The following is a 23926-nucleotide window of genomic DNA, read 5'->3' on the forward strand; positions in this document are numbered from 1 at the left end:
TTTGCCGATTCTTACGGAGATAGCGGCAATTGATATTTGGGTGCAGGGTCTCTTTTCTCATAGTTGGGAATATTAGGCTTCTCTTCATATTTTAAAGTGGGTATTTCCGCTGCAAAGGCTATCCAATTTTCCCTTGGTGTATCTCCAACTGCCCATAAAATCCCTTCCTTTACCAAGTTTTGAAAACCAGGATTGGCCCATGTACGCTCATCATGCCCATAAGCAGTGTAAAAAACCTTTCCATCTCCATATTCCTTGACCCAGGTCCAAGGTTCGTGATGGTCTCCTTCTACCCTTTCCATTAGCACCGTAATATCATCCGCAATCTTATCATGGACGTATGTTTCGTCCCATATGGAAAAAGGCTCCACGTTCTGCATGATAGGATGTTCCTTTTTGATAATATCCGTAGTAAAAGTACCCGTTCCATGCTCCAAGAACTGTGCACCTACCAAATCGATATATTCCGGTGAATTTTTAAAACAGAAACTGGCAGAATGAATCGGAATGAACGCATGGCCCTCACGAACATAGTCCAACAAGGCCTTTTCCTGCGACGGGGTTATCTCCTCATGATTGGCATATACGATCAAACCATCATAGAGGGAAAGGTTCCTTTCATTCAAATCATTGACATCTTCCGTATAGGTAATGTTAATCCCATCCTTGGTCAATGCCGATGCCAAAATAGGAAAGTAAGCACGAGAATTGTGATGTTCAATGGAGTGCCCCAAGAACAACAGTTCCAATCTTACGGGAACATCATCTGCAATGGCCTTATTCCCATTTTCTGATTTACAACCGGTAACCAGTAGCAAAACACCAAAAACCACTGATAATATCTTATAAAAAGCCTTCATAAAATGATAAATATTGATTTAGCTTTCAATTTTAATCATAATATTACAATTAGATGCCCTGTGTTTTATCCTATCCTGACTGTATTTTATCATGCTAATCCATAAATTGTTAAATTTACAGGCAAATTAGTGTTTTGTTGCTCCCTTTGGGAGTACGTACCCAAAAGTTGGAATTTTGAAGGTAGCATTAGAAAAATCCCCCATCCCAAAAACACATGCCCTGGTTTCCAAGGCCCTCAAACAACCTTTGTTCGATCCCAATTGGCACTTCCATCCGAATATCAACTGTTCATGATCCTAAAAGGTAGGGGTACACAATTTATTGGAGATAGTATACGTCCCTATAGGGAGGGAGAAATTACCTTTACCGGACCCAATCTCCCCCACCTCCGGAAAAGCGATGTTGAAGGGAAGAAGGACAGTAAAGATGGATATTCAGAAGGCATCGTTATTTATTTTAATGGAAACTTTTTGGGAGAAAATCTTTTACAGAAAGAGGAAGGTATTAAGTTGAACCAGCTGTTTAAAAAAAGTCTTCGTGGACTATTAGTTCAGGGAAATACAGCTTATGAAGTCCAAAAATTGATGCAAAACCTTTTGCATTTAGAGGGTCCGGAAAGCGTACTCGAATTATTGAAGATTCTTAATCTTTTGAGTGAAACCAAGGATATGGAGGTTTTGGCAAGTCCAGGATATATAAATTCCCTAAAACAAGGGGACACGGAACGTATGAATACCGTGTATGCCTATGTTATGAGACATTTCCGTAGAAAAATAGCTTTGGAAGAACTGGCAGAACTCACAAATATGACCCCAACCTCTTTCAGCCGCTATTTTAAGGTGCATGCCAATAAGACCTTTTCAGAATTCGTGAGTGAAATTAGAATCGGGCACGCCTGCAAACTACTGTTGGAAGAAAATATGAACGCTTCCCAGGCCTGTTACGCTAGTGGTTTCGAGACCCTTTCTAACTTCAACAAACAATTTAAAGGTATTACCAATCGTACTCCTATTGCCTATAAACAAGAATTCGGAAATTGATATCCGTACAGTTTGTAAGGTATTTATTTTAGCATTTTACTCTTCGAATATGACTAAAATCCACCTACGCTTCCAAGTCAAGTATTCAACGTACCTTCGCAGCTTATAAGAACTACATGACATTTAAAGAACTTGGCCTCACTGGGCCTATTTTAGAGGCTTTGGAAAAAGAGGGGTATACACATCCCACACCCATTCAAGAGCAAGCCATTCCCATATTATTACAAAAAAAGGATTTATTGGGCGTAGCCCAAACAGGTACCGGAAAAACCGCGGCCTTTGGTCTTCCTATGCTCCATCACCTGTACGAAGGAATAAAGCTGAGTGATACCAAACGAAGAATAAAAGCGCTCATTGTGACACCAACACGAGAGCTCGCCATTCAGATTGGGGAAAGCCTTACTGCGTATGGCGCCTTCACAGGACTAAGGAATACCGTGATTTTTGGAGGGGTAAAGCAAGGAAAACAAGTCAACGCCCTAAAAAGTGGCACGGACATTCTAGTAGCAACCCCAGGTCGATTGCTTGATCTATTGAGTCAAGGTTATATAAGTTTTAAGGACCTGGATATCGTGGTTTTGGACGAGGCCGACCGAGATGTTGGACATGGGTTTTATTCATGATGTAAAAAAAATCATTGCCAAATTACCCCCAAAAAGACAGTCGCTCTTTTTCTCCGCCACCATGCCACAGGATATTGTGGAGTTGTCCAAAAGCATGTTGGGGGATTTTCATAGGGTTACCATAAGGCCGAGACAAACCCACTGCAGAAAAAGTGCAACAAGGAGTTTATTTCGTGAGCAAACAAAATAAGCCCAAGTTACTTATCCATTTACTTAAGGAGCGTCCAAAGGAGTCGGTATTGGTATTTTCCCGCACCAAACACGGAGCCAACAAAATTGTAAAGAAATTGGCGCAAGCAGGCATTAAGTCGGCAGCCATTCACGGCAATAAGTCACAGACCGCAAGGCAAAAGGCCCTTGGGGATTTTAAGGACGGTAAGCTAAAAGTGCTGGTCGCCACAGATATCGCAGCTAGGGGTATCGATGTGGACGAACTGTCATTAGTGGTCAATTTTGATTTGCCCAATGTTCCGAGAAACCTATGTTCATAGAATTGGGCGTACCGGTCGTGCCGATGCCAGTGGCACGGCATTGTCCTTCTGTGATAAGGATGAAAGGCCTTATCTGCGGGATATCGAAAAGTTGATAAAGCAAGGTGTTCCGCATATGCCCGAGCATCAGTTTGTAGATGATGAAACGGAAATAAAGGATACCGAATCTTCAAAACCAAAAGAAAAAGAGCAACAGAACCCATTTCCAAAACCTGGAAACCGAAATAAGAATAGAAACAGGAATAGGAATCGAAATAAAAATCGCAACTCCCGAGGAAACAAATCCGGTAAACCCAAGTTTAGGGATGCCCCTAAAAAAGGAAGTCATTCTTAGCTTCCAAAAAATTCCCATATCGGTAAAAAAAGGGTGAACAGGCTATCTTTATGGTTTAAAATAAATAGGAATGAAGCGACAATTATTTATTTACGGAAGTGGAAGACATACGGTTCCATTTTTGGACTATGTGGCAAAAGCTACGGGTAAGGAACCACCCAACCTTTGTTTTATCCCTACGGCCAGTGGAGAAGACCAGGACTACATTGAATCTTTTTACGAGGTCTGTTCCCAAATCGATGTGATTCCGCATGTTATGAGCGTTTGGATCAATTCCTATGACCAAAATGAAACTTTTGGGGACATTATTTCAAAAATGGATGCTATTGTCGTTGGTGGCGGCAATACCCTGAATATGTTGGCCATTTGGAAAGCCCAAGGTATCGATTCCGAACTAAAAAAAGCTTATTATAATGGTGTAGTCATGGCTGGGGGAAGCGCAGGATCATTATGTTGGTTCAATGCCGGTACCACTGATTCCGGACCTAAAGAACTAAGTATCGTGGAGGGTATGGCCTTTATTGACAAAAGTCATTGTCCGCATTATAATTCGGAAACTTCTAGGCGACCCTTGTACCACAACAATATTCTTTCCGGAAAACTGACCGATGGCTATGCCTGTGACGACCGTTCGGCTATTCACTTCATCAACGAGCAAGTACATACCTCGGTTTCCTTGGATGAGCAAAATAATTCCTACTATGTCCATGAACAGGAGGGAAAGATTGTGGAAGACCGACTGGATAGAATCCTAATTTCCTAGTCTATATCTGCCTAATTTTTTTAGTTTTCATATAGGTTTTCGTTCTTAAATGTAAGCCGATTCTTTCCTAGTATTTGAATTGTATTTAATCTATTGATAATCAATTTATTTCTTATTTTTAGTGAAATCCAACCAAACTAAATATGAGAAATACCATCACCCTTGCTTTCCTTGCTGCGACCACTTTTTTATCCGCTCAAACTGAAAAAGAAATAGCCGCGGCAACAGTCCGAGAAAAACAACATAGAAGGCCATATCTATTTTCACGGCCGATGATGTATTAAAAGGCCGTGGAACCGGAACCCCGGAACTAAAAATTGCAGCATCCTATCTTGCCAATACTTTACGTAGTTATGGCATAAAACCACATCCGACCACAAATTCATATTATCAAACATTCAATCTTCTCCAAACAGCTCCACCAGATTTACTAAAAGTTTCCATAAACGGAGAGGCACACCCGCATGTGATTGCGATAAAAGCCAAGGCAACTAAAATTTCCGGGGATGCCATATTTCTAGGATATGGACAGACAGATGATTATGATGGCAAGGATGTTAAGGGAAAACTTATAATAGTAAGGGCCGGCACGTCAGAGGCTACCGATGCTAGGAGTATTTATATGGCTCATAAGGAAAAACAAGAATTAGCCAAGTCGAAAGGGGCTATCGGCATCATTGAGATGACGTTGCTAGAGGAAGACTGGTGGACACGTATGTCACACTTTATGGGAGAAAGTGTAAAGATTCCGGACCCAGTGAACCCACAAAACCCACCGAATGACTTTCTACATCTTTGGGTAAATACCACCGCTGAAAAACTAGAGGGACCTCTAAGCAACAAAGGCACCTATGCCATTGAAACCGATGGAATTAAGGAAGAAACCCTGGTAACCCAAAATGTTATTGGCGTGCTAGATGGAACCGATCCACAACTGAAGGACGAATACATCATGTATTCCGCACATTATGACCATGTGGGCATTGGAAGACCTAATGCAGAAGGAGACAGTATTTACAATGGTGCCCGTGATAATGCCATTGGCACTACAGCTGTTTTAAGTATGGCTGAGAATATTGGCAAATATCCAACGAAACGTTCCGCTGTCTTTATCTTCTTTACAGGAGAGGAAAAAGGACTTCTAGGTAGTAAATACTATGCAGAGCATCCTGTATTCCCGTTAAATCAGATCGTATATGGCTTCAATACTGATGGAGCCGGTTACAACAATACCAAATTGGCCATGGTTATTGGGTTGAACCGAACCACGGCCCAAAAACATATCCTAACCGGTGCAGCGGCTTTTGGACTTGAAGCTATTGATGATCCTGCACCCGAACAAGGTCTTTTTGACCGGAGCGACAATGTTAGTTTCGCCAGCAAAGGAGTACCCGCACCCACCTACTCCACCGGTTTTGATGCCTTTGATGATGAAATCAATAAATATTATCATCAAGCTACTGATGAAGCGGAAAGCTTGGACTATGACTATTTAGTAAAATTCTATCAAGGATATGTGTTATCGGGTAGGTTAATCGCCAACGACCCTGAAAGACCTTATTGGGTAAAGGGTGATAAGTATGAAGCGGCGGCAAACATTCTATATGGAATCGCCCCTGAAACACCCCTGAAAAACTAACAGACATTAATTCAAATTAAATGAAGACCCGTATTAAGGCCTTTTTAGGCTTGGTATTTCTTTTTTCTGCCTGCAAGCATGAAGGTCCTACAAAGGATATACCACTATTTGTGCATGATATTAAGGATGGTCCACTCCGTGGACTAGCGATGTTTTTGAATCCACTGAGGACGATTTTACCTTCGCGATTATCTCTGATCTAAATGGCGGAGAACGGGAGGGAGTCTATAGTGCAGCTGTGGTACAACTAAATCGGTTAGATCCCACCTTTGTACTGAGTGTGGGCGACCTAATTGATGGGGGAACAGAGGATTCCCTTCAATTGGCTACCGAATGGGATTCCTTTGAGACTAGGATCAAAAACCTGAACATGCCCTTCTTCCATTTAGGGGGCAACCATGACCTGACCAATCCCACCATGCGCACTTTTTGGAAGCAACGTTTTGGTCCGAGATACTATCATTTCCTTTATAAAAATGTATTGTTCTTAATGATGGACTCTGAGGATTATGAGGAGGAACGAATGCTAGAAATCTATAAGGCACGGGCGGAAGCCCTCAAAGTCATAAATGGGGAAGTCAATGGAATCTATGAGGAGACGGACTATTATGGCATGCAAGAACGAAAAGTAGGTGGTATGGGTTCGGAACAATTAAGCTATTTCAAGCAGGTTTTGGAGCGATACCCAAATGCTGCATGGATCTTTGTCCTAATGCATAAGCCCCTTTGGCAACGTGATGGCGATAAAGGTTTAAAGCCTTTGGAAGACCTTTTGGGCAATCGCCCCTATACGGTCATCAACGGACATATCCATTCCTTTTCGCACCAAATTAGGAACAATCGTGACTACATCATCCTAGGTACGACAGGAGGCTCCCAAAATGCACAGGATTCCATGGCTTTTGACCATATTTCCCTGGTGCGCATGGCCAAGGAACCCATAGTTACCCATTTAAAAATGAACGGTATTTTGGATAAAAAAGGGGAATTACCACCAACGGGGGAGCTCATCCATTGAAAACAGTTTTATGATCAAATTCTTTAGAAAAATCCGTCAGCAACTGGTCAAAGAAAATCGATTATCTAAATATTTTCTATATGCCTTTGGCGAAATGGTATTGGTAGTCGTAGGTATTTTGATTGCGCTTCAAATCGACAATTGGAACGAAAACCGAAAACTCGAGGTAAAGACTCAAAATTACTATAAACAAATACTGGAAGACCTGCAAAAAGACAAAACATTTGCAACGCAAACCATTACAAAGTTTGAATTGCAGAGAAAAGCCTATCAAGACTACATCGACAAATTCAAATCCTCACAATTCACATTGACATCCATGTACGAGGAATTATTGGACTTGAACGCTGAATCCTATGCCCTAAACTTCAATACCAGTACCATTGAATCACTCCAAAACAGCGGAGAAATAGCACTAATTCCCCCTCACCTAAGGAATAAGCTGTTAGACCTTAAACGGATGCAACAAAAAATAACCCTTGACGAGAGCTTGGACAATAGGGCAAAAACCGGTGTCACAGAGCGTATTAGTATGCTTATTGGATCACCTGACTTAGAGAAAAGATTGGAACACCAAGAGGAGTTAAAGCATTCATTGGATATAGAAAAAAATAAGGCTAAGATAATCCTAGGTTTAGAGGGCGTACAGGATTGGATGGACTTTTCAGAGAAAAAATCCATTGGGCAGCTTAAGGAATTGGTAAAAGAAATAGAAACCATCGAAGAACTCATTATCAAAGAAATAGCATCCTTGTCATGATTAAATTCTTTAGAAAAATTCGGCAACAATTACTGAAGGAAAACAGGTTTTCTAAATATTTACTCTATGCTATCGGTGAAATCTTTCTCGGTGGTCATTGGTATTTTGATAGCCTTACAAATCGACAACTGGAACGAAACTCAAAAAAGTAAAAGCCTAGAACAACAATTACTAAAGGCCCTATTGACGGAATTTGAATCTAACCTACAATTGTTGGACGAAGTAATTGCCATGAACAACTTGAATATAGAAAACAGTATTCGTTTGGGCGAATTTACAGGTCCCTCCCTTTCCAACATCAATGAAAAGGAACTTTCACAATACATGGTGGGCATATTTAAAATAGAACCGAGATATACACCAAATCAGGGCGCGGTACAGGAAATTATAAATTCGGGCAGGCTCAGTGTATTGTCGGATGACCTGCTCCGCAAGGCCATATCATCCTGGCAGTCCAGTCTCGAAAGTGTAAAAAGACAAGAGACGTATGTCGTAGAAAGACGGGATATAGGGCACGACTTTTTTTTAAAGGGAGGAAATTTCAGGAGGCACCTTGATATAATTGACGACGCACTGCTCGACCCAACTCCCAGTAAATTTCCGGATAACGATTTCAAATTTTTGGAAAATCGAGAATTTGAAAGTCAGCTCTATCTGTTTATTGTAGCTTCCAAAAATCTGAACGTCGCATTTTACGAACCTCTGAGGGAGCGTATAAATACCATAATTAACTTGATTAACAACGACCTTCAATGATCAAATTCTTTAGAAAAGTCCGTCAAAGGCTACTTCAGGAAAACAGGTTTTCCAAATATATGCTCTACGCCCTTGGTGAAATTATACTGGTAGTCATCGGTATACTTATCGCCCTTCAAATAAATAATTGGAATGAAAACCGTAAGGAACGTATAGAGGAAAGTGTATTATTGACCCAATTGAAATCTGAGTTTGAAAGCAACAGCAAACAACTGGGTGAAAAAATGATCATTCGCAATAACATGATTACCGCGTCCTTTAAACTGTTGGATTATATTGATCATCCGGAAAAGCGACAGTTGGACAGTGTTAGCTCTTACCTTGTTCAAACCTTCTTGGTTCCCACCTTTGACCCCATCGTCAATGATATTATTAGTTCTCGGTAGAATTCAATTGCTAAGAAACAATAGGTTAAAAGAATTGCTTACCCTATGGATCAGTGAAATTATTCAGGTAACGGAAGAAGAGGCGGCCTGGAGGGATTATAAGTCTAGTTCCTATGCTCCATTTCTTCTTAAATATAGCTCCATAAGAACTATAATGAATAGATACTGGCAAGAAAATGCCATGGAAACATTTTATTTGGACAAAGGGACCACCGTGAAATTTGATTTAAGAGACTCTTTGCACCGCGACCGATTTCTCTAACGTTTTTGAAAGTCCGGATTTTGAAGATCACTTGGCGGTCTGTGCTACCGATGCAAAAATTGCCAATATCCAGTCTTTAAGCCTACAGAACAGGATTACCGAGATTTTAGGGATTATAAACCAAGAATTAAAAGAAACACAATGATAAAATTCTTTAGAAAAATTCGGCAGAATCTCATCATGGAAAACAAAACCTCCAAATATTTTAGATATGCCATGGGGGAAATCGTGCTGGTGGTCATCGGGATTTTGATTGCCTTGCAGATCAATAATTGGAACCAGGACCGAATTAACAATATCGAAAAAAAAGCTTTACTTTCTAAACTACATGCAGAGTTCAAAACCAATAAAAAACTGGTAGAGGATTTTAGGCTTGAAGAGCAAAGGGCCATAAAATCTTCCAGTAAATTGATTAGTTTGATCGGTGCCTCAAAAGAAGAGCTTGAAAATAAAAATTTAGACAGCCTATTTTTTGAATCCTTCCCCTCTAACGAACTGGCATTTGCCAACAATTCGGTAAACAATCTCGTGCAAAACGGACGTCTTAACCTTTTTGAAAACGATTCCATCACCTCACTTTTATACCACTGGAATTCACTATCTGAAATTAGGCAAACACGTTTTGACAAATTGGACGCTTGGAACAATGAACATCTTTTGCCCTTTTTGTTACCTTATATTTCATTTAGGGAAATGGACAGTAACGCCCATTATCCATGGTCCGGGAAATCCAAGGTGAAACCGGACTACTATCCCTTGTTTCAGAAAGTGGAATTTGAAAATTTGTTGGATAATTCCTTATGGCTGCATCAAAATATAATGGATAGGTTGGATGAAACTGAAATGTTGATTGAAGAAATTCTTCAGGAAACCAAACCTGCAATAAAATGATAAAATTCTTTAGAAAAATCCGCCAGCAGCTACTTCAGGAAAACAGGTTTTCCAAATACCTGCTCTATGCCATTGGGGAAATCGTGCTGGTGGTCATTGGTATATTGATTGCCCTACAGATTAGCAACTGGAATGAAAACAGGAAAGTTGATGGTGAAATCGTGAAAATTCTTACCGAAATACGCAGTAATCTCATTAGTGATAGCCTTAACATTGAGGAAACCTATAGCACGAAGTTGGAAGATATCAACATACAGTATACCGTAATCAATAAGCTAGAGACGGGTAATATTCCTTATGATTCCATCAATTATCACCTAGGGCGTGTAATGTTGGCGAGATGTATCGTGTTAGTGGACAATGGGTATCAATTGATAAAAAAATTAGGAATAGAACTCCTCCAAGATCAGGAACTCCGTAATAAGTTGACAAGTTATTATACTACTGCCGTAAAAAAAATCAACGATGATACCTATGACGACGATTATGAATTTCGCACCGTGTTCCTGCCTTATATACGTAACCATTTTAAAGATTACAGCTGGGGCAAAGAAGCTATCCCTGCAGATTATGAACAACTCAAATCCGATCTTTACTTTCTAACATCCCTAAAAATAAATATAAGAAACGAGGAAAGTACCCTTGAAGCCTTAGAGGAAGGAAATCAGGCCATTCGGGAACTACTACCCAAGCTTGACAATGCCCTGACCTCCTACCAAAAAGGGAACTAATACTATTGAAATCATGATTAAATTCTTTAGAAAAATCCGGCAAAAGCTACTTCAAGAACATAGGTTTACCAAATATCTCCTCTATGCTATCGGTGAAATTGTACTGGTAGTCATCGGGATTTTGATTGCCCTTCAGATTAATAATTGGAACGAAAACCGAATCAACTCGAATAAAGAAACTATTGTTTTGGCCAATATTCACAAAGAGTTCGTACAAAACAAAAAGCAATTAGACTCCGTGGTCGGTCAACACAAGGTTGTCTTCAAAAACTGCGCAGGTGTAATTAGTCTCTTCCCCATTACATCAAAACCGGAACAGGAAGTATTGGATTCACTGGCCACTATGCTTTGGTGGACATATGGAGGAAATACCTTCAATCCCACCCAAACAAGTATTAAAGCCCTGGCCAGCACCTCTTCTTTCGATATTATAAAAAACGGAACGCTGCGCGACTTATTAATTTCCTGGAACGACCTAGTTACAGATTATCAAGAAGAAGAATTGGCCTCCGGAAATCACATTTGGAGCCAATATGATCCTTATTTGTCAAAACACTTTGATTGGAACCTTAATTTTAAAGACGAGCGAAACGATTTTGACGCACTCCAAACGTTGGAGTTTGAATATATGATCCGGAGTCGGTATGATTTGGTAGATCAAATATTGAATACAAGCGGTGAGCTACAAAAAGTACAGGTCACTCTAAAAAGAATAATTGAACTTTCGAAACCTTAAATTAATTATAAACCATGATAAAATTCTTTAGAAAATCCCTTTAGAGTTCCCCTCTTGGGAGGGAATAAAGGGGTGGGTATAACATGAAAAAAATAATTCCATATAATCAAGATTTGATTGCCTTTACCAAAAAGTTAAGAAACAATATGACCTTGGGGGAGATAGCCCTTTGGCGCGAATTAAAGGGCAGACAGCTAGGTGTAAGGTTTAGCAGACAGATTCCAATTGACCAATTCATTGTTGATTTCTATTGAAAGGATTTAAAATTGGCCATAGAAGTGGATGGAGGAATTCACTTTGAGGAAGGCCAACAGGATAAAGACCAAAAAAGGCAGAAAAGACTGGAATCTTTAGGAGTTACTGTAATTAGGTTTAGTAATTTGGATATTAAGAATAATCTTAAATGGGTTTTAGAAGAGATTCGGAAGGAAATTGAAAAGTTACCCACCCCTAACCCCTCCAAGGAGGGGAATATATTCCAACAGAAATTATAGCAACGATGATAAAATTCTTTAGAAAAGTCCGACAAAATCTCCTTATGGAAAATAAAACCTCCAAATATTTTAAATATGCCATCGGTGAGATCATACTTGTCGTCATTGGAATATTGATTGCACTACAAATCAATAACTGGAATGAAGGTCGGTTGGAAAACAATCGGGAAAAGGTCACCATACAGAATCTCCATACGGAATTCAATGAAAACTTAAAGGACTTGGACTCCATAAATACCATATTAAATCGTACCATACTCGCAACCGAGACCATTTTTGAAAAGTTCAGGGAAAGAGAACTGCAGGACGCCAAAGAAGTGGATAGTCTATTGCACCATGTCATAGAAAGTCCATCCTGGAAGCCCAGTGAATTTGTGTTGAACGACTTACAAAACTCCGGAGGACTCTCAAAACTGAACAATACGGAACTTAAAATACTCTTGTTCAATTGGTCACGATTTTTTAACGAACTGCAAGAAACCATGGTCCAATCGGAGGAGACCAATATCAGCGTCATCGAATACATTAGGGAACACGGATCATTAAGAAACATTGATACCCAATCCAAGGCCTTTCAATACAGGCCCTCACAACTTAAAATGAACAATGCCCTATTGCTACAAAATATTGAATTTGAAAATTATATCGATGACAAGCTTTATGTACTAAAGGAGTCGGAAATTGCCTATAAACAGGCTAAAATATTGATACAAAAAATATTGGAAGAAACTACTCTAGAATAATGCATAAGTCTCCTTCAAAAGAAACTTGATACCAAACCAAATGAAAAATTTTCCCAATGCCTTTGTCATTATTATTGCCGCGGTCATGTTCGCATGGGTGCTTACCTATGTGGTGCCACAGGGCAGCTATGAACGGTTTACGGATCCGGATACCGGTATTACAAGCGTGGTAAGTGATTCATACCAAGAAACGGAAGGCAAACATTTATCTGCCTTTGAGGTAATGCTAACCATTCCCAAGGGTATTGCGGATAGGGCCAATATTATTGTGTTGATCCTTTTATTGGGCGGTTGTTTCTATGTCATCGAAAAAACGGGGGCCCTGTCCCAAGGCCTGAACAAACTCGTCAAGGTTTTAAAGGGCAGGGAAGTCTTGTCCTTATTCGCGGTCACCCTATTATTTACCGCCGCAGGGGCAAGTATTGGCATGCAGGAAGAAGTCATCGCCATGATGCCGGTACTCATCATTTTTGGAAAAAGCATGGGGTTCAACATCTATACGACGGTTTACATGAGTTATGGTTCCACCGTATTGGGAAGTGCCTTTAGTCCATCAAACCCCTTTGGGGTCATCATTGCCCAACAGGAGGCAGGTGTTTCCTTACTATCCGGCAGTATATTCAGATTGGTGGTTACGGGCATCGCTTTTTTAATATGGATGCTCTACTTGGTACGGTACAACGCCAAACACCAAACAGAAAAAATGGAGGCCTCCGATACCCAAGAAAAAATGTCCCTGAGTTCCAAAATTATTCTCACCCTGTTATGTCTCACTTTTGTAGTGGTACTATACGGCCTTTTAAAACTGGATTGGGGTTTTATTGAAATGTCCGCCAGCTTTTTTGTATTAGGTATTGTTTCCGGACTTTTGGGGAAACTGGGGATTAATGGTACGGGTGAAGCCTATATCGACGGATTCAAGGAAATGATCTTTGCCGCCATTATCATTGGTCTCGCCAATAGCATATCCATGGTCTTGCAAGAGGGGATGATCATTGATTCCATTGTGTACGGACTCTTCGGGCCCTTGCAATATGTATCGGCATCGCTTTCCGGGGTATTGATGATGGTGGCCCATGTCATTTTGCACATTCCCATTCCCAGTTACTCCGGGCAGGCTATTTTGACCATGCCCATTTTGGTACCGCTCTCCGATTTGATCGGGATTTCGAGACAGACATGTGTACTGGCCTACCAGTATGGCGCCATTACGGCGGACATGTTCGTGCCTACCAACGGGGCCCTTATGGCCATATTGGCAGTAAGTGGAATCCCCTATAACAAATGGTTACAATTCGCTTGGAAACCCACTGCCCTTCTGTTGCTTTTGGGAGCCTTGGCCATTGTGGTATCGGTATTTACAGGGTATGTCTAGGATGCTACGCCGTTAAGGATTTATAGGCCCTCAGTACATTTTCTATTTTCGCCTCCGTGTCCGGGTCGATCCATTGCCGTTCCGGTTTTTCCTGTAGCCAGTTCAAGGTACGTTTGATTCCTTCGGAATATGGGATGGTAGCCTTAAAACCGGGTACAAAGGTCTTTATTTTGGTATTGTCAAAAATCACACTCTCCGCTTTGTCCGCCAATAAACTTCCGGTAAAGGAAGGCTCTACTTTACAGATGAAGTCTGAGGCGATGTGGACAATATTCGCCTCCTTACCCAAAGCCTCCGCTGTAATCTTATAGATCATGTTCCAGCTCAATACCTCGTCTGAGGTAATATGAAAGGCATGGCCAATAGCGGTGGTCAATCCCAATAAGCCCACAAAACCTTTTGCAAAATCGTCGGCATGGGTAACGACCCATAAGGAAGTACCGTCACCATGGACAATGATTTCCTTGCCCTTCAAAATCCGATCAATCACGTTGTATTTGTTAAAGCCACCAATGGCCAAAGGTGTCACGGTACCATAGGTATGAGAGGGTCGCACGATGGTCATGGGAAAACCTTCCTCCCTATAGGCCTTTAGCAGTCGTTCCTCACACTGTATCTTTTGGCTGGAATAATCCCAAAGATTATTGCATACCGGGGTGGATTCGGTGATGATGGGATAGCGTAAAGGGGTTTGGTAACAAGAGGCGGAACTGATAAAGATATATTGCTTGGTCTTGCCCCTGAATAGCTCCAAATCGCGTTCTATATCTTCGGGTGTAAAAGCGATCCAATTGACCACAACGTCCCAGGAATGTTTTTTAAGCTCGGTCAGTTCCTCGGGTTTATTGATGTCACCTATGATGGTGGAGGCACCTTCTATCTCCACTTTGGAATTCCCTCGGTTCAATAAAAAGAGGTCCATTTCTTTTGAAAGGGCCAAATGGCTGGAAGGCGTACTGATATTCCCCGTACCTCCGATAAATAATACTTTCATTTTCTATTATATATTTGATATTCAATTGTTTGAATTATTTTAAAGGATTATTTACTCGTAATATCCCTGTAGAACGTCAGACCGTTTTTAAAAGGGTCATAAAAGGCGAATTCCTTCGTGCCCCAGGCCGTTTCGCGTAACAATGTATGCGAATGGAATACATCCTTTTCGCCATACTCATCGTACAGGCCTTCAATGTTTTGGGTAACGATGCGCAACATGGGTCGATCAATCTCTATATCCCATTCCTTTTTATCATGCCACTGTAAATGTATTTCTATGTCGTCTCGGATAACACCGGCGTATTTGGGGTTTTTGGAATCATCCGCGAAGGCGATGCGAAAGCCCAATCGGTTTACATAAAAGTCCAACGCGTCCAGCACATCCCACACGGGTAGTACCGGATGTATTTGATGTAGATGGATTTTTTCGTTCATAGCTTGAAGGTATGAAATTTATTATGGTTTCAGGTTTGGGGTTTCTAGTTCCAAGTTTCATGTTCAAGAAATCACTTATAGCTTTTGGCTTTTAGCATTTAGCTCTAAACTTTTTACTTAAAACTTATAACTAGTCCCTCAAACTTTTCACTATGAAATCCGTACATTGAGGGTTCAAACCAAACGAGAACCCCTTATGAAAAAATACACTACGCTACTACTCTTATTTATTGGCTTAGTATTCACCCAAGCACAGAAAAAGACCAATTTGGAGCTGACAGATATCTTCGATTATGAGTTTATCTCCGACCCACAGATTTCCCGGATGGCAGCCAAGTCATCTACGTGCGAAACTTTAAGGATATCATGACGGACAAAAACCTGTCCAACCTTTGGATCGTGAATTTTGATGGCAGCCAAAACCGACCCTTGACCACCGGAAACCACAACGATTACTACCCCAAATGATCCCACGATGGCAAAAAGATCATCTTTAAGTCCAACATGGCAGATGAGAAGATGAAACTCTATCTCATGTGGCTGGATAGCAAGGAGACAGTGCCATTGACCAATACACCAAAGGCGCCGGGAGCCGTTAGCTGATCCCATGATGACCGATATGTGGCGTTCAATATGTTTGTGCCGGGAAAGGATGAATCCCTCATTAAAATGCCTGCAAAACCGGAAGGTGCCAAGTGGAATACACCCCCTACCTATATCGATAAGATGAACTATCGCGGTGATGGCCAAGGCTACTTAAAAGCCGGTAACGACCAATTGTTTACCCTGTCCATCAACGGGGGTACGCCCAAACAGTTGACCACTGCAGAATTTGACCACGGTGCCCCGGTTTGGTCCAATGATGGGAAGAGCCTCTATTTCTCAGCGAATTTTCATCCTGAAGAAGATTTTGAACCTGCCAATAGCGAGGTCTATAAATTAGACCTTAGCAATAATAGTGTAACCCCACTGACCAGCCGATTTGGTCCCGATGGCTCACCCGCCCTTTCCCCGGACGGTAAAAAAATCGCCTATACGGGTTATGACGATACCTTTCAAGGCTATCAGGTCGAGGAACTGTATGTGATGAATGCCGACGGTAGCAACTCGCAGCTCATTTCTCGGCGATTTTGATCGCGACATCGGCAATGTGCAATGGGCCGCAGATGGCAAGGGGCTCTATTTTTTATACAACGACGAAGGGGATTCCAAAATAGGACATATTACGATGAACGGTACCGTAACCACTTTGGCAGAAGGACTGGGCGGACTTTCCTTGGGAAGACCGTACAATGCGGCCGACTTCACGGTGTCCAACAACGGCAAGTTTGCCTATACCTTGGGTGGCACACAGCACCCGTCCGACTTGGCCGTGGCCGATAAAAAAGGAAGCCAACGCCTCACCTTTGTGAACGACGACCTATTCTCCTTTCGCAATGTAGGCGACGTAGAAGAAATCTGGTGGAATTCCTCTTTTGATGATCGAAAAATACAAGGGTGGATCGTAACCCCGCCCAACTTTGACCCCAACAAAAAATATCCCTTTATTTTGGAAATCCACGGGGGGCCTTTCCAAAGCTACGGTTCCGTCTATAGTGCAGAGATACAGGCCTATGCCGCTGCCGGCTATGTGGTGCTCTATTCCAACCCACGCGGAAGTACTAGCTACGGGGCGGAATTTGGCAACCTCATCCACCATGATTATCCCAACCATGATTATGAGGACCTCATGAGCGGCGTGGATACCGTTATTGAAAAAGGGCTATGTGGATACCAACAACCTCTTTGTCACCGGAGGTAGCGGTGGCGGGGTGTTGACTGCATGGATCGTGGGAAAAACGGACCGTTTTAAGGCCGCCGTAGTCGCCAAACCGGTGATTAACTGGACGAGCTTTGTGCTCTATGCCGATGGGGCCGCTTTCTTCTCCAAATACTGGTTCGGGAAGAAACCTTGGGAAGACCCGGAGAACTATTTTAGGCGCTCTCCCCTCTCCTATGCCGGTAATGTGACCACACCCACGATGTTGATGACGGGGGAGGAAGATTACCGTACCCCCATAGCCGAATCCGAGCAGTTCTATACCGCCTTAAAATTGGAAGGTGTGGAAACCGCCATGGTACGTATTCCCGGTTCCGGGCATGGGATTGCCAATAGGCCCAGTAACCTGGTCGCCAAAATAGCCTCGGTATTGGCGTGGTTCAACAAATACAAAACGGAATAAGCAGATGAAAGTATTGAAAAAATGGGGTTGCACCGTTTTGCTGGTGCTTTTGGCCAGTGGATTGACCGCTCAAGAGGTTAAGGTGATGTCCTACAACATCAAGTATGATAACGTAAACGATACCGTCAACAACTGGAATTTTAGAAAGGAGGCCATGGTGCAGCTATTACACCACTATGGCCCCCATTTTGTAGGCATGCAGGAGGTCTTGCATAACCAATTGGAATATCCGGACGAACACCTAGCCGACTACGCTTACATAGGTGTGGGTCGTGACGACGGCAAACAAAAGGGCGAGTACTCCCCTATTTTATACAATAGTCAGCATTTTGAACTGCTTCGAACCAATACCATTTGGCTTTCTCCCACTCCTGAAAAAGTGTCCAAGGGATGGGATGCTGCGTTGGAGCGAATCTGTACCTACGCACTGTTTAAAGAAAAAAGCACGGGCAAGGAACTGTATGTTTTCAACACCCATTTTGACCATGTAGGTACCGAGGCCCGAAAGCAGAGTGTAAACCTTATTTTACGACAGATCAAGGCGGTGAATACGCAAAACCTGCCCGTAGTGGTGACGGGGGATTTTAACCTGGAGCCGGACTCCGAACCCATACAGTTGATGCAAGCCGGTTTGACCGATGGGCTACAGGCCACCCAGCAGCCATTTTACGGCCCTACGGGCACCTTTAACGGCTTTGACCCCAATATGGTGTTGGATCGCCGTATCGACTATATTTTTGTGAAAAATCTACAAGTGCAACGTTATCTGCATATTGATGACCGAATGGAAAACAACATGCATATCTCGGATCATTTACCGGTGTTGGCGAAGTTGAAGATGGAGTAATTAGACCGATTCGTAGAACTAAGTACTTTAGCTCTTTATTTTATATTTTATTCGCAGTTTTTGTAAAATGTTTGAGGGTATATTTCCGGAACTTCAGGCATTTTTTCAATTAGGTCGATTTCCAAATCTGACTTTAATTGTTCGAATGAAAATCCATATGTTTCTTCAAATTTTTCAAAACCATCTTTCCAAACCAGTCCAAATTGTTCTATACTGTAATTCTCCAATAAGTATTCAACAATGTAGGCCGATTGATGGTAGGAAAAATTTTCGGGTTGTTTGTAAAAGTCGGTTGTGAGTAAGTTCATGGAAATCAATTGGTCATTCTCTAGTAAATATCTGTACATCTGTGCAACCGTCCATCCACTACAATTGTTTTCGGCAAACGTACCAAGCCCTTCATTCATCCAGGTGGACGATGGTGGCGGGTAACCCCATTCCAACATGGAGATGAGATGCATGAGCTCATGTTTAATGGGCGGCCGGGTGTTATCATTTGCGACAACATAGAGGGTTTTTAAATGCGGATACGCACTGCCGCTAGGTGTATTTCCCGTTAAGGGTTTCATTGCCTCTCTGCTAGGTAAAAATCGGATAAAAATGGTATCGTTGAAGTCTTTAAGGTCTATAAGTTCGCTATCATATTTTATTGCATCAAAACAATCTTTAACCAGTCTTTTACGGTTTTTATAGGCAAATCCACTTTCCGGAAAGGTAAAAATTACATTATCGATTTGTTTTTCTGTTTGGCCCACTCTTTTCCATCCATCATTTTGATTCATCTGCTCCTTTTCCTTGGATTCACTGCAGCCCGGAAAGACTGTCGCGAAGCTTGATAAAAACAAAATTCTAAATGAATTTCCCATTGTTTTCAGTTTTTCCAACTTATGGATTTTACTTTATGAATCGTAGCAACCGAATGAGAGCTATGATTTCATTTACATTGTTATGTGTATATTATCCATTTAAAAGTTTGATTGTCCTGTTTTTAAATCTATCATCGACTTCGAGTACTGATATACTTCCAGGATTGAGCCCGAAATTGATAAAACCCATAGATGAAATATCAATCTTTTGAAAAGCTGCGATAAAAAATGTTGCTGCAAATCCATGCGTTACAACTATTTCATCTTTTTGTAATACCATTATTTCTTCAACGAATTGATATATTCGTTCAGCAACATTTCTCCTGCTTTCTGCTCCATTACATATCCTATGGTCTAATCTGTTTTCGTTTGGACTTACTGGGATCATTATTTTGTTATGTTCACTTTGCATCATTCCTTCATGTTCTCCAAAAGACATCTCCCTTAGTCTTTGATCATAAATTATTGGTGTATTTGTTCCGCTTGTCAAAATCTGAGCTGTTTGGGCGGCTCTTTTGAGATCAGAGCTGTAAACTTTCAAAGTTCCAAAGTCAAAACCCAATTCTGAAATCCTATTTGTCAACTGTGATGCCTGTCGTTTTCCATCTAATGTTAGTTCTGAATCGAACCACCCACCAACTCTTCCGTCCACTGAATGCGTAGCTTCACAGTGAGTAATGAGACATATTCTTTTCATTTTCTATTTATTGACAATCACCCATTACGATTAGTATATGAAAAGTAGGCGATTTCGAAGCGCCAAACTTTCAGTTGAGCACTAATTTTGATACGGGCCAAAAGCATTAATATTATTACTATTACGCCTATTTTTTATATACATTGTTAGCCACTGGCATTTCTTCCACGTTGTATTGAATGTCCGTGATTTGTAATTTCAACCAAGTCCATTTATCATTCTCCAATTCCCAACTCACTTCGCACTCAACAGGTATTTTTAAACCATTCCGTTCTTCTGTTTTTGTTGCAATGACAGTCCATTCGGTTGGTTCGGTTGCATTTGAATCTTGATAACGCAATGCTATAAATTTTTTAAAGTTTCCTTTTTCGTCAAAATGGAATTCTCCCGAGCCTCTTGTTCCCTCATAATCCATAGTTGCTTTTGCGGAATACTCATTCAAAGATTCCCATTTTATGTATGGACTTAAAGAAGCTGAAGGAAACCAAACTATTTCTGCTAAAAATCTTTGCAAGGTTGCTTGGTTTACTTTTTCGTGATTTTTAGCATTTGCAACTGGAATAAGCGAAAACAGTTTTATCGTCATTTCGCCGTTGCCATTTTCAAATTTATCACGACCTACAACTTTTAAAATCGAGTTCATTTGTGTTGTAATATTCCAATTAAAGGCAGGTGGTTGAACCGTAAAGTATTGTTCCGCAGCACCATTATTCCATTCTAATTGTTCAGGTTTCATTTTAAGTTGTAATTCCTGCACTAAATGAACGTTTGAAATGAACTTTTTACCAATCACTCCACTATTGGTCAACCATTTCTGAATCACCGCCGGTAATTCCGAAAGTGTGTCTTTAGTTATAATTTTTTCATTAACAGGTTGTGAGTTTTCGAAGAGTTTGTTCCTCTCTTCGGCAACCTTATTCTTAAAACTAAAGTTTGAATAAGCTAATATTGCAGACACAAGAATTATAAGGTTTGCTATTGTACCAAATTTTGCATCAGACCAATAGTTAAAAATCAAAATCTGCGAAACAACTACAGCCAAAAATCCGCTTAACCACCAATAATTTGACTGAAAAATTAATAAAGTAGTTGTAATCGCAAGAAGAACAAAAGTCAATAACCAAACAACTCCAAAAGTTTTGGAAATCGGTTGTGAAATAGTATTAAACTCAGATATATCAAATGCTTTCAGAAATCCGAATAAATGGATGATTCCGTGAATTCCAGTCAATATGGTTACAGCTGTTCTCACTGTTTTTTGCTTCTGACCAACAATTGTATAAACTTACCTAGATATGTTTATCTCTACTTTAGGGGAAGTAATTAAAAATCCTATAAATATTTGGTTTGGGCAAGGAAATGGGGAAATATGTACCCTTGACTGTGCTTCACCTTATTGATTTGTCCCCTTTTAATCACAAGTGAAAAATAAATTTACGACCATTCAAAAGACTATATGCACAAATACAATTGTATAAACGCTTCTTTATCCCTTTCCATGAGGTATTCAATCTTTTCGATTCCTTGTAGGAGCATTTAATTTTTAACCTCTCATAATTGGCCTTAGATAATCTGCCAAAATTCCAAAAATGTTACTTAGCACAAATAAATTAACCGGAAAAATCAGAAACCCTATCCATGTAGCCTTAAATAATGTTCGGTAAACGATGAAGTCATACAAAAAAATCATTAGAAGCGGAATGACATAAATGACCAAAAAGGGATTAATTGCTATATCCGAGAAAAGAATAAAAACGAACAACCCCCGCTCCGCTTAATATGATTAGTGTGTAGAGCAAGTATCTTTTATGGTAATGAGGATTATTCCGATAAATATAACCCAGCAAAGCATAGATTACCCCAATAAAGAACAATCCAATTTCATTACCCATTACTTCAAAGGGTACGGTCTCAAAAGGAATGGGGGCCCTGAGCAGAACCACATAAATACCACTGACAAAAACAGCTATGATCAGAGGGACTAATATTTTACCAACTTTGATATGTAATTTTCTCCTATTTAGGATTATTAAAAGAACTTGAGCAAAAAATAAAAAATACCAACAACCGGCCAGCGCCCCATGTACAATTGCCCTAATAGGAATTTCACCTCCATTTTCAATGATTCCGGAGGAGGAGGATCCAAATCCTACTACCGAAGTAATAACATAATAGAGAGCAAAAATGGAAAAGAAATGATGATCCGCTTTTTTTGTAGCAATGACTTTCATGTATGATTTAATTATGGCTAACAATCCAATATGTGTAGAAATACACTTATTGCTTTAGGGGAAGTCCTTAAAAATCCTATAAAAAAGTGAGTTGGGCAAGGAAATGGGGAAATATGTGCCTTCGACTCCTCTCAGGCACCAAATTAGACTCCCCTTCGACTTTAGTTTACCTTTAGAGTAGCCGAAAGGCTCAGGGCAGGTTGTTCAGACATCAATAAAGGTCAAGTCGCCTATCCACTTAAGATAATTATGGGATACCCTTACTCTTTCGAATATTCCAACAAATCACCTGGTTGGCAATCCAAAGCCTCGCAAACGGCTTCTAACGTACTGAATCTAACCGCCTTAACCTTTCCAGTTTTAAGTTTTGAAAGATTTGCCAAGGTTATATTGACCGTTTCTGCTAATTCATTGAGCGATATTTTTCGTTTCGCCATCATTACATCCAAGTTTACAACTATTGCCATGGTCTATACCGTTTCTTCCAATTCTTCTTGATACTCCACTCCTTTTAAGAAAATTACTCCAATAATGTACACCACGGCTGCCATTAAGATAAAAGCCTGTCCATCTGCCCAAAATGAATTCAATTTATCTAAAGAAAGTCCATTGTTCCCAACATTCTTTGCCAATTGCCTTCCTATTAGACTCAATATGCCAATTGAAAGGGTGTAATAGCTTATATTAAGAATCTTTTTAGATACCATGTTATTGAAGGGTTTGGTTAGGTCGATTTTAGTTATCAAAAGAACCACCAAGTAAAAAAGAACCACCTTTAAAAGGGATATCGCAAGAATGAATCCGTATAATCCAAAGAAGATTAGTTTACTACTTTGATATACATGGCTTAAATCTAATTTCTGATAGAGGTTCTGAACAAATTCGGTCGGATACAGGCTAAAAATAAAATTTACAATCAGGCCTCCTGCTTCCACACAGAGACCCACAAAAATAATCCATGAAATAATCTTTAGTCCTTTAAAGATGAGATTGTCTGTTTTTAACCTTGTTTTCATTTTAAATATATTAAACTCTGAGTAAAATTAAAAAAATTTTTATTGATAAACAATAAATATTTTTCTTTTTATGATAAATATTTATTTAAAAACTATTAGGTCATTATTTAGTTTAACCAACAGGGTGTACAGGTGTATTTGTAAAAAAATGGAAATATGTGGGTTCGACTTTAGTTTACCTTGAGCATTGGGTGAAAAGAAAATATATTTTCTTTGAACGCACCTTGCGTAGCAAAACGAAAGGCTCACCCACCTTGAAAGAGGCTACCTAGGCACCACACATACTACGGGACAATTGCTGGATCGTAAATCGTTCGGCTTATTTTTCAATCCGTTTTTGAATTCTTCCTCTCTTATTGACGGTATTGATAGCCATTGTATTGCGAATTTCTTCCAATGGATTCTTGTCCAACAACACCATATTCGCAATTTTACCCATTTCAATGGATCCCAAACTATCCTGGGCATGCATCATTGCCGCCGCATTATAGGTACCCATCTTGATAATATCCAAGGGCTCCATACCCCCCCATCTCAAGCAATTGCATTTCTTCGTGCAAACTGTAACCGGGCATTACAAAAAAACCGGTATCTGTACCTAAGGCGAAACGTATACCGTTTTCATACAAAACCTTTATATCCTCCACTTGGAAGGCCGCAATATCAGCTAATGTTACACTATCTTTCTGAAAATAATCCCTCCGGAATCCCAT

The 23926-nt window shown here is 40.5% G+C and carries 29 protein-coding genes and 2 pseudogenes; 19 read left to right on the forward strand and 12 right to left on the reverse strand.

All coding sequences use genetic code 11. The features are described from left to right. Positions 1–11: 11 nt before the first annotated feature. Positions 12–860, reverse strand: coding sequence for a ThuA domain-containing protein (locus NYZ99_RS11480; RefSeq protein WP_260571274.1), 849 nt, complete (start codon positions 858–860; stop codon positions 12–14). 261 nt (positions 861–1121) lie between these two features. On the opposite strand from NYZ99_RS11480, the gene NYZ99_RS11485 reads away from it, so the two are divergent. The 15 genes and pseudogenes from NYZ99_RS11485 (at position 1122) to NYZ99_RS11555 (ending at position 13903) form a co-directional block, all read left to right on the forward strand. After that, positions 1122–1901, forward strand: coding sequence for an AraC family transcriptional regulator (locus NYZ99_RS11485; protein WP_260571275.1), 780 nt, complete (start codon positions 1122–1124; stop codon positions 1899–1901). Between the two features lie 116 nt (positions 1902–2017). After that, positions 2018–3349: pseudogene (locus NYZ99_RS11490) on the forward strand (DEAD/DEAH box helicase). Between the two features lie 70 nt (positions 3350–3419). Further along, positions 3420–4112 (forward strand): Type 1 glutamine amidotransferase-like domain-containing protein, encoded by a 693-nt coding sequence (locus NYZ99_RS11495; protein WP_260571276.1) that lies wholly within the window; start codon positions 3420–3422, stop codon positions 4110–4112. A gap of 466 nt (positions 4113–4578) precedes the next feature. Further along, positions 4579–5751 carry a M28 family peptidase gene (locus NYZ99_RS11500; RefSeq protein WP_260571277.1) on the forward strand — a complete coding sequence of 391 codons (1173 nt, stop codon included), beginning with the start codon at positions 4579–4581 and terminating at the stop codon, positions 5749–5751. A 238-nt stretch (positions 5752–5989) separates the two neighbouring features. Then, the gene (locus NYZ99_RS11505; RefSeq protein ID WP_338038979.1) at positions 5990–6769 is read left to right on the forward strand and encodes a metallophosphoesterase family protein; all 780 of its coding nucleotides are present in this window, start codon (positions 5990–5992) and stop codon (positions 6767–6769) included. A 10-nt stretch (positions 6770–6779) separates the two neighbouring features. Further along, positions 6780–7529, forward strand: a complete 750-nt coding sequence (locus NYZ99_RS11510) for a DUF6090 family protein (protein WP_260571279.1) — start codon at positions 6780–6782, stop codon at positions 7527–7529. Positions 7530–7595: 66 nt separating this feature from the next. Beyond that, complete coding sequence (locus NYZ99_RS11515) at positions 7596–8285, forward strand: DUF6090 family protein (RefSeq protein ID WP_260571280.1); 690 nt, start codon at positions 7596–7598, stop codon at positions 8283–8285. Continuing rightward, complete coding sequence (locus NYZ99_RS11520) at positions 8282–8671, forward strand: DUF6090 family protein (RefSeq protein ID WP_260571281.1); 390 nt, start codon at positions 8282–8284, stop codon at positions 8669–8671. The genes NYZ99_RS11515 and NYZ99_RS11520 overlap by 4 nt, the downstream gene beginning before the upstream one ends. Further along, on the forward strand, positions 8649–8933 hold the full coding sequence (locus NYZ99_RS11525) for a hypothetical protein (protein WP_260571282.1): 285 nt from the start codon (positions 8649–8651) through the stop codon (positions 8931–8933). Before NYZ99_RS11520 ends, NYZ99_RS11525 begins: the two co-directional genes overlap by 23 nt. Before the next feature lie 141 nt (positions 8934–9074). Further along, on the forward strand, positions 9075–9824 hold the full coding sequence (locus NYZ99_RS11530; RefSeq protein ID WP_260571283.1) for a DUF6090 family protein: 750 nt from the start codon (positions 9075–9077) through the stop codon (positions 9822–9824). Beyond that, positions 9821–10555, forward strand: a complete 735-nt coding sequence (locus NYZ99_RS11535; protein WP_260571284.1) for a DUF6090 family protein — start codon at positions 9821–9823, stop codon at positions 10553–10555. The genes NYZ99_RS11530 and NYZ99_RS11535 overlap by 4 nt, the downstream gene beginning before the upstream one ends. A 13-nt stretch (positions 10556–10568) precedes the next feature. Beyond that, the gene (locus NYZ99_RS11540) at positions 10569–11291 is read left to right on the forward strand and encodes a DUF6090 family protein (RefSeq protein WP_260571285.1); all 723 of its coding nucleotides are present in this window, start codon (positions 10569–10571) and stop codon (positions 11289–11291) included. A gap of 146 nt (positions 11292–11437) precedes the next feature. Next, positions 11438–11785, forward strand: a pseudogene (locus NYZ99_RS11545) (endonuclease domain-containing protein). Positions 11786–11829: 44 nt separating this feature from the next. Further along, a complete protein-coding gene (locus NYZ99_RS11550; RefSeq protein ID WP_260571286.1) occupies positions 11830–12528 on the forward strand; it encodes a DUF6090 family protein in 699 nt (232 codons plus the stop codon). Between the two features lie 40 nt (positions 12529–12568). Then, entirely contained in the window at positions 12569–13903 is a 1335-nt protein-coding gene (locus NYZ99_RS11555; RefSeq protein WP_260571287.1) for a YfcC family protein, read from the forward strand. Between the two features lie 4 nt (positions 13904–13907). On the opposite strand, the gene NYZ99_RS11560 is transcribed toward NYZ99_RS11555, so the two are convergent. From NYZ99_RS11560 to NYZ99_RS11570, 3 genes are all read right to left on the reverse strand, one after another. Continuing rightward, positions 13908–14897, reverse strand: coding sequence for an SDR family oxidoreductase (locus NYZ99_RS11560; RefSeq protein ID WP_260571288.1), 990 nt, complete (start codon positions 14895–14897; stop codon positions 13908–13910). Positions 14898–14944: 47 nt separating this feature from the next. Beyond that, a complete protein-coding gene (locus NYZ99_RS11565) occupies positions 14945–15334 on the reverse strand; it encodes a glyoxalase superfamily protein (protein WP_260571290.1) in 390 nt (129 codons plus the stop codon). A gap of 291 nt (positions 15335–15625) precedes the next feature. Further along, a complete protein-coding gene (locus tag NYZ99_RS11570; protein ID WP_260571292.1) occupies positions 15626–15943 on the reverse strand; it encodes a hypothetical protein in 318 nt (105 codons plus the stop codon). Between the two features lie 12 nt (positions 15944–15955). Here NYZ99_RS11570 and NYZ99_RS11575 point away from each other — a divergent pair, with 12 nt between their 5' ends. From NYZ99_RS11575 to NYZ99_RS11590, 4 genes are read left to right on the forward strand one after another with little or no spacing between them, the layout of a single operon-like run. Then, positions 15956–16468, forward strand: a complete 513-nt coding sequence (locus NYZ99_RS11575; RefSeq protein WP_260571294.1) for a TolB family protein — start codon at positions 15956–15958, stop codon at positions 16466–16468. Further along, positions 16425–17135 (forward strand): alpha/beta hydrolase family protein, encoded by a 711-nt coding sequence (locus NYZ99_RS11580; protein WP_260571296.1) that lies wholly within the window; start codon positions 16425–16427, stop codon positions 17133–17135. The genes NYZ99_RS11575 and NYZ99_RS11580 overlap by 44 nt, the downstream gene beginning before the upstream one ends. Then, positions 17101–17556, forward strand: a complete 456-nt coding sequence (locus NYZ99_RS11585) for a prolyl oligopeptidase family serine peptidase (RefSeq protein ID WP_260571298.1) — start codon at positions 17101–17103, stop codon at positions 17554–17556. Before NYZ99_RS11580 ends, NYZ99_RS11585 begins: the two co-directional genes overlap by 35 nt. A gap of 4 nt (positions 17557–17560) precedes the next feature. Beyond that, a complete protein-coding gene (locus NYZ99_RS11590; protein ID WP_260571300.1) occupies positions 17561–18403 on the forward strand; it encodes an endonuclease/exonuclease/phosphatase family protein in 843 nt (280 codons plus the stop codon). 47 nt (positions 18404–18450) lie between these two features. Here NYZ99_RS11590 and NYZ99_RS11595 read toward each other — a convergent pair whose 3' ends face one another. The 8 genes from NYZ99_RS11595 to NYZ99_RS11630 all read right to left on the reverse strand — a co-directional run bounded on the left by NYZ99_RS11595 (position 18451) and on the right by NYZ99_RS11630 (position 23926). Further along, positions 18451–19269, reverse strand: a complete 819-nt coding sequence (locus NYZ99_RS11595) for a peptidase MA family metallohydrolase (RefSeq protein ID WP_260571302.1) — start codon at positions 19267–19269, stop codon at positions 18451–18453. Between the two features lie 91 nt (positions 19270–19360). Then, a complete protein-coding gene (locus NYZ99_RS11600) occupies positions 19361–19966 on the reverse strand; it encodes a histidine phosphatase family protein (protein WP_260571304.1) in 606 nt (201 codons plus the stop codon). 127 nt (positions 19967–20093) lie between these two features. Then, positions 20094–21218 (reverse strand): DUF6920 family protein, encoded by a 1125-nt coding sequence (locus tag NYZ99_RS11605; protein ID WP_260571305.1) that lies wholly within the window; start codon positions 21216–21218, stop codon positions 20094–20096. 472 nt (positions 21219–21690) lie between these two features. Beyond that, positions 21691–22197, reverse strand: coding sequence for a hypothetical protein (locus NYZ99_RS11610; protein WP_260571307.1), 507 nt, complete (start codon positions 22195–22197; stop codon positions 21691–21693). A gap of 260 nt (positions 22198–22457) precedes the next feature. Then, positions 22458–22664, reverse strand: coding sequence for a helix-turn-helix domain-containing protein (locus tag NYZ99_RS11615; RefSeq protein WP_260571309.1), 207 nt, complete (start codon positions 22662–22664; stop codon positions 22458–22460). Between the two features lie 3 nt (positions 22665–22667). Next, entirely contained in the window at positions 22668–23213 is a 546-nt protein-coding gene (locus NYZ99_RS11620; RefSeq protein WP_260571310.1) for a DUF2975 domain-containing protein, read from the reverse strand. Positions 23214–23532: 319 nt separating this feature from the next. Further along, positions 23533–23712 (reverse strand): amidohydrolase family protein, encoded by a 180-nt coding sequence (locus NYZ99_RS11625; RefSeq protein WP_260571311.1) that lies wholly within the window; start codon positions 23710–23712, stop codon positions 23533–23535. Continuing rightward, entirely contained in the window at positions 23699–23926 is a 228-nt protein-coding gene (locus tag NYZ99_RS11630; RefSeq protein ID WP_260571313.1) for a hypothetical protein, read from the reverse strand. Before NYZ99_RS11630 ends, NYZ99_RS11625 begins: the two co-directional genes overlap by 14 nt.

This window comes from Maribacter litopenaei (assembly GCF_025244665.1).
Classification (GTDB): Bacteria; Bacteroidota; Bacteroidia; order Flavobacteriales; family Flavobacteriaceae; genus Maribacter; species Maribacter litopenaei.